Annotated in this window: 10 protein-coding genes and 3 pseudogenes; 2 read left to right on the forward strand and 11 right to left on the reverse strand. The window is 63.4% G+C overall.

Annotated elements, in window-relative coordinates:
• Positions 1-367: 367 nt before the first annotated feature.
• Positions 368-1,243, reverse strand: coding sequence for a host specificity protein (locus tag LMTR21_RS24405; RefSeq protein WP_246174150.1), 876 nt, complete (start codon positions 1,241-1,243; stop codon positions 368-370).
• Between the two features lie 752 nt (positions 1,244-1,995).
• Here LMTR21_RS24405 and LMTR21_RS24410 point away from each other — a divergent pair.
• Entirely contained in the window at positions 1,996-2,859 is an 864-nt protein-coding gene (locus tag LMTR21_RS24410; protein ID WP_065754547.1) for an Effector protein NopP, read from the forward strand.
• Between the two features lie 535 nt (positions 2,860-3,394).
• Complete coding sequence (locus LMTR21_RS24415) at positions 3,395-3,802, forward strand: hypothetical protein (RefSeq protein ID WP_065754582.1); 408 nt, start codon at positions 3,395-3,397, stop codon at positions 3,800-3,802.
• A gap of 230 nt (positions 3,803-4,032) precedes the next feature.
• Here the strand turns inward: LMTR21_RS24415 and LMTR21_RS41020 are convergent.
• From LMTR21_RS41020 to LMTR21_RS24460, 10 genes and pseudogenes are all read right to left on the reverse strand, one after another.
• Positions 4,033-4,289 (reverse strand): annotated as a pseudogene (locus LMTR21_RS41020) (transposase); the annotation flags it as partial.
• Positions 4,290-5,891: 1,602 nt separating this feature from the next.
• Positions 5,892-6,119: pseudogene (locus LMTR21_RS41620) on the reverse strand (type 2 isopentenyl-diphosphate Delta-isomerase); the annotation flags it as partial.
• Between the two features lie 19 nt (positions 6,120-6,138).
• Entirely contained in the window at positions 6,139-7,041 is a 903-nt protein-coding gene (locus LMTR21_RS24425) for a terpene synthase family protein (protein ID WP_065754549.1), read from the reverse strand.
• Positions 7,038-8,588 (reverse strand): hypothetical protein, encoded by a 1,551-nt coding sequence (locus LMTR21_RS24430; RefSeq protein WP_065754550.1) that lies wholly within the window; start codon positions 8,586-8,588, stop codon positions 7,038-7,040. Before LMTR21_RS24430 ends, LMTR21_RS24425 begins: the two co-directional genes overlap by 4 nt.
• 304 nt (positions 8,589-8,892) lie before the next feature.
• Positions 8,893-9,900, reverse strand: coding sequence for a polyprenyl synthetase family protein (locus tag LMTR21_RS24435; protein ID WP_187399176.1), 1,008 nt, complete (start codon positions 9,898-9,900; stop codon positions 8,893-8,895).
• A gap of 145 nt (positions 9,901-10,045) precedes the next feature.
• On the reverse strand, positions 10,046-11,389 hold the full coding sequence (locus LMTR21_RS24440; protein WP_065754552.1) for a cytochrome P450: 1,344 nt from the start codon (positions 11,387-11,389) through the stop codon (positions 10,046-10,048).
• Complete coding sequence (locus tag LMTR21_RS24445) at positions 11,389-12,234, reverse strand: SDR family oxidoreductase (RefSeq protein WP_065754553.1); 846 nt, start codon at positions 12,232-12,234, stop codon at positions 11,389-11,391. The genes LMTR21_RS24440 and LMTR21_RS24445 overlap by 1 nt, the downstream gene beginning before the upstream one ends.
• Positions 12,221-12,523, reverse strand: a pseudogene (locus LMTR21_RS24450) (ferredoxin). Before LMTR21_RS24450 ends, LMTR21_RS24445 begins: the two are co-directional and overlap by 14 nt.
• A 1-nt stretch (position 12,524) precedes the next feature.
• Entirely contained in the window at positions 12,525-13,817 is a 1,293-nt protein-coding gene (locus LMTR21_RS24455) for a cytochrome P450 (RefSeq protein ID WP_065754554.1), read from the reverse strand.
• 93 nt (positions 13,818-13,910) lie between these two features.
• Positions 13,911-15,113, reverse strand: a complete 1,203-nt coding sequence (locus LMTR21_RS24460) for a cytochrome P450 (protein ID WP_065754555.1) — start codon at positions 15,111-15,113, stop codon at positions 13,911-13,913.
• Positions 15,114-15,790: the final 677 nt, after the last annotated feature.

Raw genomic sequence — 15,790 nt, forward strand, 5'->3', positions numbered from 1 at the left:
TAATTGAAGCCGCAGATCGCATAGGCGGCAGCGACACTAGGCTTGACCCGTTGCTGGTCACGAGGAGCACACCTCAATTAACCGTCCAGCGAAGCGCCCCGCAAGACTCGCACAACGCATCGATGAAGCGTCCATATCCCAGAGAGTTTCCAATGACGCAAAAAGCACTCAGAGCAGCTGACTAGGGGTTCCAAAGAAGCTGCTCTGCCAGCAAACTCGGGAACCGCTGCCGCTTCCAATTTATCCGCTCGCGCGCCGCATGGGGCCCGCGCGTGGCGGGCGCTCCCGTTGGTGCGCCCCTTCCCGGTGCATGCCGCTAGGAGAAGTCGGCCACTTTGAGGCCAAGCCGCACCCGTCAGGACGTCTGCTAGCCAGTCCCCGGGCCTAAATTGAGCTGTTCGAAGTACCAAGAAGGATCGTCCCCCGACGAATCCGTTTCGATGTATTCTTCACCCGAATATTCCTCGACACTTCCTTCGTTTTCGTCATCACTACTCTCAGCTTTGGAGAGATATAGCTGAGGTTTGTCCACCCGCTGCCATTTTCCCTGCTCGTTCAGCGTCCACTTGTCGGGATGCTGCCTAGGGTCAAGCACATATTCGTTGTCATCTTCCTTGTCTCCCACGTAAACAAAGCCCATTTGCTCTAGACGGGGCTGCACCTCATCGGTGGCAGGACGCGACATGACCAATGCCCGCTTGCCGTCAAGCCGAAGTTGATGTTCCAGCAGAACATCGCCTGCGTTCTCAACGAGCGGATGAGTAACCCGGAGACCGACAACGGACGAGACATGTTTTCGCCCAGGAAAGTTCCGCTCCCACGCCTCCCCTCCCATGCGACGTCGACCTTCGGTTTTTAGAAGCCCGACACTCTTGTCACCCAATTGGTAGCTGAAATATTGCGCCTCGTCCGAATCCTCTACGGTGGATGCGGCTCTGGCGACCATCGCTGTTTGCCTAGCCTTGTTGGAAACGAAATCCGAGTATTCTAGCGGATTATCGGCTATGTGCTTGATGTCGTCACCGTAAAACTTTCTCAGTTCTTCCTTGAATGACTTCCTGTTGATCTCATCGATGGGAGGTTCGGAAACGAGTGAGTACGACCGTGTCGCCCCCGAGGACGGACCAGGCGCCGCGTCGGCAAGCGTTTCCGTAAACCTTCGGCCATCTGGTAATGGCTCCGATTCATCGGCCTGGCTCGCGCTTGGAAATCGACTGGAAGAACCAGTGATTCTGCTATCCATGTGGTTCGCTCTCCCTATCGCAAAAATGCACCCAACTGGCCTACTTGAAGACCTGTAGACATGATAGGCGCGCGAGCTGACAATAAGCTGACGCACAGACACGGTGCATCATCCTAGGGGTGCTCACATTTTTGCATGGCGAGGGGCGGCGGGCTTTTACAGTAACGCTTGCTGCCATTCGCGGGAGATTCTAGCCGCCTACGTGGCGATTTCTGCATGGCTCCAGGAGTTGTAGGCGCGGCGCGTCCAGATCCCTTCGTGATCGGCGACTATCCGACTGCTCTTGCGGCGAGGTTGCCGGGCGCTTGGACCAAGGCGGCGCTCGTCTTGCCGATCGCGTCGAGCTGATCCAAGCCTCGCCCGGCCGGCGCCATCACCGGTATTGTATGTTGCGACAAACGCGACCAAACAGCGGAACCGTACACGGGCGAAGCAGGATGCGGCAAATGAGTATGTTGACGCAACTGACGTCGGGTCACTCGAGGGGACACAGCCGTCTCTCCTGCGAACAGAGATCAGTGCTGATCAACTCTTCATCGTATGCACTGTGTCAATAATTGGCTTTCTCTTGTACGCCATCATGCGCGCGAGCGCTCCTTCTACCGAGCAGATCCTTCCGTAACCGGGCCTGCAGACGAGTGACGCCGACGCCTGCGTCAGCCTGCCGTCAGCTTGGCTGACTATCAAGCCCGCAGGTTCTGGCCAGCCTGAACTCAGTGCGAAACACTAATCCGATAAGAGCGCGGAACGCCATGCATAGCCGAATCAGCGGCTCGTCCAATATTCAATACGCTCCCCTTGGCGAGGGTGACGAAACGAGGCCGTCAGCAAGTAGCGCCGAGAAAACTGATGCGGACAGCCAAAGCCTCGCGGACATGTTCGCACAGATGTACTTTGCCGCACCGGATTCTAACGATGGCTCATCTTCGGCCGAAGCGCCGTTATATGCCCTCCTTCCCAGACCTCCAGTTGTGAAGATCGACAAGCCTTTATTTAGGAGAGAAGCGAAGCGCTTTTATGACGATGAAATCAAGCACATAGCCGCTAATCCACAAGAGTACTCGGATTTCATATCCGAAAAAGCCAAGCGCACCGCTCAGGTCGCCGAGAAATACGGTTGCACTAAAGATACCGAGCACGCGCGATATTTTAGCTATCAATTAGGAAAGCAGAGTGCCGGGCTTCTAAGAACGGAAGGCGGATTCAGCATGACTGAGTTCGAAGGCGAAAAGTGGCGCGAACTGTTTCCTGAGCGAACCGAAATCACATCCGTTGTAGATCTTCAACTTACTCACCCGCTTGTCGAGAACGCAGGTGATATTCTGTTGGAGTATCAACTTCGACTCGACGGCGAACGACCGCTGCTCAATTGGCGTGCTGCCAATCAAGAGTCAAAAGCCCGTGCAGCGACGATGGGATTCGTCGCGGTTGACGAGAACAATATGGTACTTGATCCCACCCAGTACCCCGACATTTGGATAAAGAACACTGCCGGTGAATGGCAGCGCAAAAACAAACCTCCACTATATCTCTCCAAAGCTGCGCGCGGTGAGAACAGTAATATCGAGAGCGCAGCAAGTCCCGCCACGTACTCGTACGAGGATGACTTTATGTAGATCGAATGGGATCTTTTAGAGTCGCGACGGAGACGACCGGATCTGACCGCGTCTTGCTTCCTATGCAGCGATCCTCTTCAGGCTGGATCACATGTGTGGACGGCTCCCGTGGCACAAGAGCCTTCGTTGGCGACTATCAATCGTCTCGGCTGGTTCTTGGACGCTTAGCGCAATTCGGCGCTCAGCTCGTCGGGACGCCTTAAGCTTGGCCCAATCGCCGTAGGCATCAAATCGATTTTGCCGGCGGATTGCTTGGGAGGCCGACTTACGCCCAAAGCTTTGCTGTCGCAGAAAGTTGTTGAAGCTTTCGGTCTGCTTCTGGCGAGCACACTTACTCACGCCGGTGTCGTTGGTCCCGAACTTTGCTGACCAGGAGGAACTGGCTTCGTTACGACACCGACTTTGCAGATGTAGCACAGTGATCATCGGACGTGGTGAGATATTCTGTGAGCATTGGCCTATTGCGCCGGGCGGTTGGGCCTCTGATTTGGGTGTGAAGATTCGGCGGCCACTTCGACTAAGCATGGAGAAGAAGATGTTTCAACGATTGCTAAAGGCGCTCAGCGGTGTCTATTTCAAGGCCCGATCGACTAGTCGTGATGCCGAAACTGATCGTGCCCGTGCTACGTCCATTTTGCGTTCGATAGAGAACGCGCTGCAAGATGCGATGGCAGAGCAAGCTGACCTAAAATCGAGTGTCGATGAAGCGTTAGCGCGGTCGGCAGTAACGTTGGGCAATGATTCCGACGAATATCTTACGCGCGATCCGGAAGACAACCATTATCAGAATTTGCTTGGCAGTGAAATAGCGGAAGGGGAACGGCGGTTGAACGAGCTAGAAGTCACTATCAGGCATATCCTGTTTTTGAAAACCGCGCTCGTCACGCGATTTCCGGACCTCGGCTTCGGAGACAACACTCCTCATGCGAAAGATATCGGATGAGAGTGGCTTAACAGGAACGTGGCCAATCCCTAGATTGGCGCGTTCCCCCTGATCGCTTGAGGTTTCATCGGGACCGGCGGAGGCTCGCTGATAAAGGGTGAGCCCACCGCAGGCGAACCGAGGCTAGTTGGCGCCGCAGTGCGCAGGAGAGCTAACCACATAGGCGCGCTCGACTGTGCCGCCGGTGAGTTTCTCGGTACCTCAATGGCATTCGGGGCGCCTGTGGAACAGGGGTCGAAGGCCCAGCGATCGCACAACCCGTTGGTCAGACAGGCCGTAGATGGTTGAGCAGCAGCAGTCCGATCAGGGAGCGGCTTGCGATGTCCGCCCGGCCTCGTTAAGTAGAGCGGCGCGACCTCGCCATCAATCCAGTCCCAGTCGATCTTGCCTCGAGCTGCACCAACTCGCGCTTCAGGTTGATGATCTGATCCAGCCCGGCTCGAACCACATCGCCCTCCCCAGTCGTCTTTGGCTTATTCGGTTGCATCGCCCTTCCCCTGCATCACGGAATCACGCGTCGATTCGAGAATCTGCTCAATAAAATTAGGAGCTCCCGAGGCTGCGAGTTGCAAAAGTTTGCAATTCCGCCTTCGCCAGAAAATGGAATCTCCGATCACGTCTTTAGGGATTCTTCACGAGCGACTAAGAAGTTTGCGCGGATAGCTTCACGTGCACGTTTCCGCTCTCTTGGTGAGCTGTTTTGGGCCATAGGCCAAGATAGTTTCGGCGACCCACCGGATGTAGTTTGGGGGCGCGCTCTTCGTGAATTGAATTAGCGGCACGTAATTAACCACTATCGAGAGCATGCTCTACCCGGTGGACTGGTTGCGATACCAACGAGTCCCATATCTCGAGTTCGCACTTGCCCCTTGAACGATCAGCCGTGCTGCAGATGCGTCCCAACTGCTCACTTTGGTGAGGGAAATACTTTCAGCGCCCCCCAATGCGAAGCATTGTTGCTGCCTTGGCCGGCGTCATTTGCCCTCCATCTTGTCGTCCCGATCGTGTTCGGTTACGGACGTTGATGTGGAGAATCCGACTACTACCGCTAAATCATTCCACAGATTCTGCTTCGCGCGCGCGTTTTCCTTCTTCAAGGGACGCGCAGAGAGTACTTCGGCGTGTGGCACGCCGATTGCTGAGATGAGGATTGCCGCAATTAAAGAGCGGCGCGCTGGTCGCCGAGCTAGGAATTCACAATGAGACTCGTTCGATTGATCTTGATCAATGTGGCGTTGACGCTAGTCGTAACTGTACGACCGGCAGACATTGATGTGGCCGTAGCCCGCTAACTTAACCCCACCGACCAAGGAAATAGTCTTGAGCATCAAGCGGACGGCTGCTCACGAAGCAGCTGTGAGCTTGGGGCGCGAATGGACAATGCTAGAACCAGATCACGCAACGTGCGCAGCCGTTGAGGAGCAGCGCCGACCGCGAAGCAACGCTGGGTTCATCGATCTCCAAAAGGCCTGAGGCTCACGTGATCATTGACACTATGATTAGGTGCTCGAAGGGCCAGACCTAGACCGCATGCTGGCTGGCATCTGGCAGTCGAGGAGGCTGACGATCAGCCTCACCAGCTCACGACCGTGATGCTGTCTGCATCGGGATCGCGACGTTTGCTTGACTTGGTGATCTTCGATTTGCCGGTGCCTAGTCGACTAACGCAGCGCAAGCATGGGATACGAATGACGCACTGGAGCAAACCAAAACCGCGCGTGATTGAAGGCGGCAAGGCCGATCGCGCATTACACGCTGATACTTCGCAGCCGCGGATAGTGTGGAACCCCTGGCCGCTTGCGGCGCTCCTCCTCAACGCGCTCCTGTGGGCCGGTATCTGCTGGCTCATCTACGCGTTCTTATGAGCGAGACGGTGTGCCAACGCAGCCGAATGCGGCGCCACAAGGATGGACACCTTGGCAAGCGCAAACTTGCATCCACACCTGTGGTCATCGACTGACCTTTCTCAGCGGCTCGCGGTCTCCAGAATATTGGAGGCACGTACGTACGCACGCCGGGTGGATTAGCCAACTTATCGGTCACCAACGCAAGACGCCGCAATACGCTTCGCCATTGCGCCCCACGGACCCGAGGCGCGCAAGTCGATCTGCGTCAGGTCCAACTTGGGCAATGCGCAGTGTTCGAACCGCATGTACTCCCAGCCGGCGGCGACCGTGGCCGGCGCCGTTCGCCGATCCAGCACGAGATCCAGATGGTCGTCCTTGCGCCGGCTCAGGGCGGTGTCGTTCCCGCTCGCTCCATCCGTCGCATCGGGCGACGGCGTTGCGTCGGATCAGACCGACGGCAGCGCGCGCACGCCGCCGCCTCCCGCGCGTTCAGGCCGGCGTACGCTGCCCTCCCCCCGCAGCGTCGCTGCGGTAGCGGCCGGTCGAGGTCTGGTAGTACTGCGTGCGGAGGGCCGCCATGGCCTCGATCAACGGTCCCCACGGCGCGGGAAAGCGTTCTTCCGCCATCACCCGGTGCAGCATGCGCGTATGGCCGGCCAGCTCGTCGTTGAGGAACTCCACCGCAGGCATAGCCGGATAGCGCTGCAGCAGCAGGATCGCCGCGTTGTCGGCCTCGCCGGCCGACCTGTCCTTGTCGCGTCCATGCAGATCGTTCTGCAGGCGCCCTATCGCGGAGATGAGCCGCAGGACTTGGCGAAACGTCGGACGCGCGCGCAACGTCGCCATGTCCAGCCCCCACAGCAACGACAGGCAACAAAACACGTTGGCGTAGGCGATCGAATCGATGCCGTTGTACAGGTACTCGGCGTAGGACCAGCGTTCCGCCCCTGCCGCCTGCGCGTGGCCGGCGCGCAGCGCCGCGCAGTAGCACCGGGTATCGTCGAGAAGCTGAGCATAGTCGCGCCGATCGTAGGCGAGCGCGGCCAGCGAAGCGCGCAGCACAGCGCAGCCCTCGAATCCGGGGAGCGCGCACGGCACGCCCTGCCCCAGCGCCTGCTCCACCGCGGCGAGCTGCTCCGGCGCGATCAGGCCAAGGTCGTTGCAATCGTCGAGCCAGAACAGCAGCGCCAGTTCGCGATAGAACGTCACGATCAGCGTTTCGTCCTGCGGATCGCGGCCGGTGCGGGCGCTGGTGTCGCGCAGGCTCGGGTGGATGCGCTGCAGGATGTACTGGCCGCCCCTGACCGCTTCCACGGCATGCTCGTCGGCGAACCCGGTCAGGGAACGCCCCCACTCCAGCACCTGCTGCAGCGCGCGTCCGGTCTGGATCATGGCGCCGCTCCTGCTCCTTCGGCCGGGACGCGCCGCCCCCAACGAAGCGCAAGCCACAACCCGGCGAGTTCGGCCACGCGCACGACCCGGGTGGGGCAATACAGTTCCTTGCCGATCCACAGCGGCATCTGCGGCAATCGATGCGCCACATGGCGGGCGAGCATCCACTCCAGCGCACGCGCCACCGCCTGCGCGATGCGCCGGCGCCCAGTCGGCTCTTCCCTCCCGTCCATCACGTGCAACGCGAACAGCGCATAGGCGGTTTCCTCGAATGTGGACGCGCGACCGGCGCCCCAGCCTCCGTCCTCGCGCTGCGCCTGCAGCAGCGCCGCCAGCGCGCGCTCGGCGCGCCACTGGGGCTTGCCTTGCGCCAGCGCAACGACGGCGTGCGCGGTGGGATACAGCCACGAAACGTGCCATTTCTCGTTGTCCCATAGACCGTTCGGGTTGCGATTGGCCTCGACGTAGGCGCTGGTGCCGGCGGCGGGCTTTCCCAACAATCGCAACGCATGCAGGGCATGAATGTTGGTCGACACCGAGGCATTGCGCTCGCCGGGGAAGGTGACGAACTTCTCGCCGACTTCGAAATGGCGCAACGTATCGACCGCCGGGTCGCGGCCTGCAAGGCGCAGGACGCACAACGCAACGGCGGTGTCGTCCGCATCGGCTGCGAAGTGCAAGGCCGGGCCCAGACCGCGCACGCCCAGGCGGGCGTCGAGCTGCGCGACGATCACGCGCACCGCCTCGGCGAGCGCGGGATGCGCGAACAGCCCGGCCAGATGCAGGGTGTACAGCGACCAGCATGGCTCGAACACATTGATCGGCCAGACGTTGGGAACGACACCTTCGATGCCGCTGCGCGTCGCTCGCGATGCCGCCTGCAGATACGCGTCAGCGCGCCCGACCTGCGGCGTGCTCCCCTGTGTCACCGCGTGCGCACGCCACGCGGCGGTGGCCGCCGGACTGATGCCGATACTGCCGTCGTCATCCGGACATGCGGTGGTCGGCGACGTCCCCCAGGCTTCCCAGGAGTGCAGCAACGGATGGCCGCTCGGCAAGCTCGCCACCGCCGACAGCTTGCCCAGGCACGCTTGCCGCAACGGCAACAGCGCCGGGTGGCGCGGAAACGCCACGCCGCCCAGCAAGGATGCGGCCTCGCCGCAAAACTGCGGCAGGATCAGCTCCGCGCCGATAGGCGCGTCTTCCGGCACCGCATGCGCGTAGGGATCGGGCTGGCGCTGGAGGAATCGGGTTGCAGCCTGGACTGCGTCGGCAGCGCCGGGAAGAGGATCGGCACGCTGCAATGCCAGCAACGCCGCCCACGTGGGCGCATGGCGAAACAGCGGGAAGTCCGCGCTTCCCCATCCGCCATCGGCCTGCTGCTGCGCGATGAGCCACGCGTATGCGTCCTGCCGACCGGTGACGTTGCCGTGGAACTGCAGAGCTCGCGCCGTGTCGTAGACGGACGGACCGACGCTGCCGCCATCGCTCATCTCGCTCAGCAGGTGGCGCAATTCGGAAAGGATCTGTTCGGACAGCGCGTTCACGTCGGATGTTCCTTCTGCAGACGCTTGACGAGAGCCAGGATCGGGCAGACCCCGCGCACGTCGCCGCAGGCAGTTGCGGCCCGGCGCATGGGCAGCGCCGGATGGCCGCTTGCTCCGGCGCGGCGACGCGCCCCGATGCTGCGCCGGTTCGCTGCATGGGTCTCCGCGCAGCGCGCCGCGTGCGCCGCGGCCGTGCTGGGCAACCGCTGCGATCGGCGCCGCGGACTCGGACAGAGTGCAGCATGCACCGCTGCCGCCTGCCGATCGCAGCGGCACAGGGGCGATTCCATGCGGACGGGCGCGCTCACGCGCATGGCACGTGCTTGAACAGATAGGCGTTGGCCCGCTGCAGCATCTGCGCCAACCTTTCCGCACGCGGCCCCAGCGGGGCGATGGCCTCCCCGGCGTCGCGCAACAGATCCGGCGCGAACTGGCGCGCTGCCTGCAGCCCCATGATTGACACACAGGTCGGCTTCTGCGCCGCCGCGTCCTTGCCGGGGGTCTTGCCCAGCGTCGCGATATCCGCTGTCGCGTCGAGAATGTCGTCGACCACCTGTAACGCTAGGCCGAAACAGGCGCTGTAGCGATCGAGCGCACAGTATAGCGCAGCGTGCGCGGCATCCTCCGCGATGGCGCATAGCGCGCCCATGCGAACGGACGCGCGCACTAGCGCTCCGGTCTTCATCCGGTGCATCGCCAGGATCCTGTCCAGCTCGACGTGCTTTCCAACCAGCGACAGATCCATGGCCTGCCCGCCTGCGGCACCCTCGGCGGATACCGCCTGCGCCAGTTCGCGCACGAGCGCGATACGGTTGTCGCCCGGCGCATCCAGGCTCGCCAGGGTCAGGAAGGCGTGCGCCTGCAGCGCATCGCCGACCAGGATCGCAGTGGCTTCGCCGAACTTGACGTGCACGGTCGGAAGCCCGCGGCGAAGCACGTCGTCGTCCATCGCGGGCAGGTCATCGTGGACCAGGGTACAGGCATGCATCATCTCGATGGCGGCGCTGACGTCGTCGAGCATGTGCGCCGGCGTGTCGGCCAGCGCCCCGGCAGCCAGACAGAGCAAGGCACGGGTGCGCTTCCCGCCATGCAAGGTGGCGTAGCGCATCGCCGCCATCAGCTCGGTCTCACCGTCGTCTTCACCGCAGAGAAGACGCGTCAGCGCCTGTTCGACCCGCTTTGCGCCGTCCTGCATCCAGATCTCCGGCAGCAGCCAGCCGGATGCGCCGCGCGCCTGCGCGCCCAATCCACCGAGCGCGGAAACGCCAGTTCGCTCGCCGTGTAGTGTGCAACCGGTCTGCATGTTGTTCATGTCATTGTACCTGCCAGGAGACGGCCACGGCGAGCGGCGAGCCGCCGCGGTGTTGCCGGCCTCGCACCGAGCGCGCGCGCCAAGTGCAGCAATGCCGCGCGTCGCCGGCGCCGCTGCCTCACCACACGGGGCATGCGATGCCAGCTCATGAGAATCCGATGCGGATAGTCATGGACGGATGTGCGGTCGGGTAATAGCGCCGGCCTTTTTCGACGCCGCTCAGCAACCGCGGCCGCACCCCGGCCTCGTGCATGGTCAGCGCCAAGGCGATACAGAACTGCACCAGTTCCAGCCACGCCAGGTGGTAGCCCATGCAGACGTGTGGGCCGGTACCGAACTGCAGCATGTCCACCGGCCGGATCGGCTCGGTGCGTTGCAGCCACCGCGCCAGCCGAAACTGATCAGGCGCCTCGTGCAGCAGCGCCGAGGTCGAGAAATGCAGCAGCGGGATGCACAGATCGGTGCCCGTAGGAATGCGCCGTTGGCCGAGTCGCAATTCACGCAGTGCGCGACGCACTAGGAGCGGCGTCGCCGGATGCACGCGCAGCGTCTCGCGGAACAGCGCCTCGGCGACCGGACACTGCGCCAGGTCCGCGTGCCGGGTCGGCACCGCGCCTACGCGTTGCGCCTCCTCGACCAGGGCGTCCCACAGCCCAGGCTGCCGCGCTAGCTCGATCACCATCCAGGCCATCGTCGAGGCGGTGGTGTCGTGACCACCAAGCAGCAGCAAGCGGATATTGGCGACCAGGACGTCATCGGAAAGCGCATCGTCGCTGCGATCGAAGGCGCTCACCATGTCGTTGATCAACCCGGTGCGCGAGGCATGTTCGCGCGCGGCGCGGACGAACTCGCGCAACCGCGCATCGATCCAGTCGCGGGCGGCGCGGCCGCGCCGCAAGGGCAGTCCGGGCAGGTCGACCGGGGGCGCGACGATCAACTGCAGCAGTTGCCGGTACTTGCGATGCCATCCCGGCAGGTCCTGCGCGGGGATTCCCATGAGGCTGAAGATGAGCTTGAGCATCAGATCGCCGGTTTCGCGCAGGATGGTGACGTCGCCCCGGTCGCGCCACCTCTGCACGCGCGCCCGGATGACGGGCGCGAACAGCTCGCCGATGCCGGCCTGAGTCAGCCCCTTGGGCAGAAGCGCCGCCTGGATCGCATCGCGCGCCTGCCGGTGCGCGATGCCGTCCTGGGCGACCAACGTTCCGCCAAACAATTCGGGCGCGATGTCTTCGATCAACGCCGAGGACACGTCCTTGTGCCGGAGCAGTGCGAGAGCATCCGGATCCAGACTGGTCATCAGGTGTCCGGCAGGGCCGAAATCCAGCCAGAAGTGGCTGCCCAGCGTCCGTTCCGCGCGCCGCAGCAGGCGCGGCAGGTCGCAGGTGACGGCGGGAAGATGCCCGACCAAGGGAAAAGCGCCGGGCACGACCGGGATGTCGTGCCGCAGCCGATGCCGACGGTTCAGCGGGTTGAGCAGCATGTCCATCAGCAGCGCGGCGCCGCGTCCCCTTCGGCGGTCGCGCCGGCAGGCCGCGCGGCGCGGCTGTTGCCACCGTCGGCGTATGTCGGCACATGCGCCAGCATGCCGCCGTCGATGCACACGACCTGGCCGGTGATGAACGCAGCATCGTCGGAGAGCAGGAACGCCACCAGCGCGGCCACGTCGTCGGGGCGGCCGACGCGCGGCAGGAGCTGGTGTCGGCGCAGATGCCGTTGCATGCACGCGTCCAGTTTGGCGAGGAGACGCTCGGTCATGATGAGACCGGGCGCAACCGCATTGCAGCGGATCTGCGCATGACCGTACTGGGTGGCGAGCGAGGCCGACAGCATGTTCATCGCCGCCTTCGACGCGGCGTAGGATGTCAGCGCGGTGTCACCGCTGAGCCCCTGGCACGACGACATGTTGACGATCGCGCCACCGCCTCGGGCGATCATCCGTGGGATGGCCTGCCGGCAGCAGAGCAGCGTGCCGCGCAGATTGGTCGCCATGGTCTGATCCCAGACCGCAAGGTCCAGGTCGAGGATCGCGCGGTCGCGCGGGGTCAGATGCATGGCGCTCGCGTTGTTCACCAGCAGGTCGACCCCACAGAAGTGCCGCTCCGCCGTTTCGAACAGCGCTACCACCGCCTGCGCATCGGCGATGTCCATGGCCAGGGCCAGCGCGTGGCCCGCTTCGGCCGCGATCTGCGCGGTGCAGGCGATGGCCGCCGAGCCATCAATGTCGGCCACCACCACTCTGCCGCCCTCCCGCGCGATGGCGAGGGCGCATGCCTTGCCGATGCCGGCGCCGGCGCCGGTCACCACAGCCACTTTGCCTTCAAACCGTCCCATCGTGTCCTCCTGGATTGCGTCTTTCGCGGCATGCCGCTCGGCCTCCGGCGGAGAACGCAAGATTGGCGCTGGCGTGCTCGTCATCCCCAGCGTCGCTTTCGATGACCCGAATGGCGGCGACCGGGCACTGGCTGGCCGCGAGCCGCACGGCGGCGTGCAGCGCCTGCGGGACCGTCGCCACACACACTTCGGCCACGCCGTCCGGTTCGCGCTGGCGAAAGGTGCCCGGCAGCGTCAGCACGCACTGCCCCGTGGTGCTGCACAGATCCTGGTCGACCACGACGCGCATCTCAGCCTCCCCCTCGCGCATGCAGCCGCACCGGCAGCGCGCGGAACGTCCTAAGGAACGCGGAGGGCTCCCGGGTCGGCTGCTCGGCCAACGCTAGCGCGGGGAAGCGCGCCTGGATCCGCGGCAGGCTCTCGGCCAACTGCACCCGGGCCAGTTGCGCACCGAGGCAGAAGTGGATGCCGTGGCCGAAGCTCAGCATGATCTTCCCGTCGGTCGACATGCCAGGACTGGTGCCGTAGAACCGCGCGGGATCGAAGCGGTCGGGATCAGCGAAGGCGTCCGGGTCGCGATTGCCGGCCGCGATCAGCACGCGCACGTCCGCATTCTTCGGAATCACCACGCCGCCCAGTTCGATGTCGCGCTGGGCGATACGCGGAATGGAGCTGAACATGGCGGGCGCGTCGCAGCGCAGGACTTCTTCGACGAATGCCTTTACCCCCACGGCGTCTGCCTGCAGCCAATGCCGCTGTTCGGGATACGCCAGCATGGCCAGGACCGCATGGTCGATGGTCGCAGCAGTTGTGGCGAAGCCGCCCAGCAGCATGCCCCACAGCATGCTGATCAACTCCGCATCCGACAGCGTGTCGGCATCGTCGTCGTGTGCGCCGACCAGCATCGACACGATATCGTGGCGGGGATCGGTGCGCTTGCGCTGTATGAGGTCGCCGAAGTAGGCCTGCACCCTGGCGCTGGCCACGTCCGCCGCGGCGAGCTGGCAATCGCTGGCGTGCGGGCTCAGGCCTTCCGCAATGGCGCCGATGCCGGCGGCGAGCCCGAACATGTCGTCCTGGGGCAGGCCGAACAGTTCGGCAAAGACCAGCATGGGCAGGGCCAGCGCGAATTCCCGATGCAGGTCGACCGCCTCCCCACGCTCTAGCGCGGGCGCCATGCCGTCCAGGCGCGCTGCGACGATGCGCGCGATGCTCGGCCGCAGATTGTCGATCTGGAGCAAGGTGAAATCGCGCGAGATCAGCCGGCGCAGACGCGTATGCGTCGGTGGTTCCTTCATCGCTAGCGTGGACGCCAGCAGCTTGAGCGACAGGCTGGTCGCCGCACGCGGGAAATAGCGCGCCAGTTCGCCTGGCGCCGGTCCCCGAAACGCATCGCCCGTAGCCGTGAGCGCCCAGTAGATGTCGGCGTGGCGGCTCAACAGAAAGAGGCCCGACGCCGCGCGATGCACCGGATCGTGCTCGCGCAACCACCGCATGAACGGATACGGGTCGTGGATGCACGCTGGCGATGCCAGTTCCGCGAAGGCGTCGCGGCATGCTGCAGTGGTTTCTCGCACGTCCATCTTGGTTACCTGTTGGCTGGCTGATCTGACCGGCGCGCGCCAGGCGCCGGCAAATTGCGGAGAAGAATCGCGATCCTCGGCGGCGTCCGCGCATCACCAGAGCACCGGGACCTCCTCGAACCCGCCGGTAATGATCGCCTTGCGCAACTTCAGTTCTTCGGGCGCCACGGCCAGGCGCAGCGCGGGAAAGCGCTGGAAGATCGAACCGAACACCACCTTGAGTTCCAGCCTGGCCAGCGCCGAGCCGATGCAGTGATGCGGCCCGTAGGAGAACGCCAGGTGCTCCTTTTCTTCGCGTCCGATGTCGAAGATTTCCGGGTCGTCGAAATGGCGCGGATCGAACGATGTCGCCGGCAGGCCGACCAGCACCTTACTCTCCGCGGGAACATGCACGCCCGCGATCGTCACGTCGGTTCTCGGATAGCGCATGATGCCGTCCCAGCCCGCGCCAGGCGGGTACATGCGCAGGATTTCCTCCACCGCCTTGTCCACCAGGGATGGATCGCCGACCAGGCGTTCGCGCTGTTGCGGATGGCGGAACATAGCCAGCAGGCCGAATTCAATCTGCGCGACGGTGCTCTCGTGCCCCGCCACCAGCATGCCCGCCGCTAGGCCGATCGCCTCTTCCTCGGTCGCCTTGCCCTGGTCGACCGCCGCGAGCAGATCCGTCAGCAGGTTGTCGCCCGGATCCTGGCGCTTGTCCCGCATCTTGCCGCGAATGTAGGCGCGCAGTTCTTTCCAGGCCAGGTGCGACGCGCTGCGCGGGCCGCTTTCATGCTGATGCGTCATCACCTCGTCAGACAGCCCGGCGAAAAAGGCGTGATCCTCGTAGAGCACCCCCATCAGCGCGCTGATGACCATGGCCGGAAGCGGAAAGGAGAGGTGGCGCCGCAGGTCGGCGGGCTGGGGCTGGGCCGCCAGTGTCTCGAATAACTGCGCGGCGATCGCCTCGACCTGCTGCACGAGCAGCTTCACCCTGCGGTTGCTTAAGGCCGGCGCCACTATGGTGCGTAACCGGGCATGCTCGCCCCCCTCGTGCGAGACCAGCCACCCGGGCGAACCGAGAATCACCGAATCCGGGGTGAATGCGGCCGGCGGCATTCCCGCGGGCCGGAACGCCACGTCGGACAGCACCGCCTTGGCCTCATCGTAGCCTGTCACCCACCAGCCTTCGTGCCCGGATGGGAAGCGCACGCGGTGGATCGGACCGTCGGCGCGTAGCGCCAACATATCGGGCAAGGGGTCGATGTGATCGACGCGCCACATCGGCAGCGTCGGCAAAGGTTGTTCGGACATGGTGGCACTCTCTAAGCGACGCAAGGGCGGAAGGTGACCGGCAGGTGCTGCGGGCAGCGGCTTCACTTGCGCTTGCGTTCACTTCTGTTCGTCGACGATGATCGGCGGGGAAGGCAGCCAGACCCTAGGGCCTCAATTTGGCTTTTGCCATCTACCGAATCTTGTAGTAGCCCCCTAAGCTCAAGGCGGAAAAATGCATGCTTGGCCTTGAAATAGCATCGCGATGACGACCAAGAGCGAACGCAAAGCTCACGCGCCTGTACGTTGGAGGCGCCAGCTCCGGCATTTCTCTATCGCCGTACACTGGGCGCGTTAATCGCCCCTTCTTCACACAGTCGAAATCCTCCCTCGAACGCGTTGGTGTTGGCGCCGAGGCGCACGTTGCGCGGCAGTCAGCGAGCAGCGCTAGATCATGTCATGACCACGCGTTGCCATTCCTTCCTGCCGGCACGCTTGAGCGCAGCGTTCTCGGCCGTTGTATCGGTCGTCGCACAAGCGGCTGCATCCGACTTAACACCGGTGAATGCGGTCGAGCGTCGATCTCCTATGCTGCAACAGCACCGGCCCAACGCACACTGCCGGGTATAAGGTGCGTGGGGCCGGTTGGGGATGGCGCGGCACTTGGTCGTCCAACCCAGACAAACCCGTGCAAATGAAATGCCACACGAAATAGTGCC

Origin of the sequence: Bradyrhizobium paxllaeri, assembly GCF_001693515.2 — a bacterium.
GTDB lineage: Bacteria > Pseudomonadota > Alphaproteobacteria > Rhizobiales > Xanthobacteraceae > Bradyrhizobium > Bradyrhizobium paxllaeri.

Excerpts from the sequence above, each read along its gene's own strand:
- LMTR21_RS24405 (WP_246174150.1), bottom strand. The coding sequence starts at position 1,243 with ATGGATAGCAGAATCACTGGTTCTTCCAGTCGATTTCCAAGCGCGAGC.
- LMTR21_RS24410 (WP_065754547.1), top strand. The coding sequence starts at position 1,996 with ATGCATAGCCGAATCAGCGGCTCGTCCAATATTCAATACGCTCCCCTT.
- LMTR21_RS24415 (WP_065754582.1), top strand. The coding sequence starts at position 3,395 with ATGTTTCAACGATTGCTAAAGGCGCTCAGCGGTGTCTATTTCAAGGCC.
- LMTR21_RS24425 (WP_065754549.1), bottom strand. The coding sequence starts at position 7,041 with ATGATCCAGACCGGACGCGCGCTGCAGCAGGTGCTGGAGTGGGGGCGT.
- LMTR21_RS24435 (WP_187399176.1), bottom strand. The coding sequence starts at position 9,900 with ATGAACAACATGCAGACCGGTTGCACACTACACGGCGAGCGAACTGGC.
- LMTR21_RS24440 (WP_065754552.1), bottom strand. The coding sequence starts at position 11,389 with ATGGACATGCTGCTCAACCCGCTGAACCGTCGGCATCGGCTGCGGCAC.
- LMTR21_RS24445 (WP_065754553.1), bottom strand. The coding sequence starts at position 12,234 with ATGGGACGGTTTGAAGGCAAAGTGGCTGTGGTGACCGGCGCCGGCGCC.
- LMTR21_RS24455 (WP_065754554.1), bottom strand. The coding sequence starts at position 13,817 with ATGGACGTGCGAGAAACCACTGCAGCATGCCGCGACGCCTTCGCGGAA.
- LMTR21_RS24460 (WP_065754555.1), bottom strand. The coding sequence starts at position 15,113 with ATGTCCGAACAACCTTTGCCGACGCTGCCGATGTGGCGCGTCGATCAC.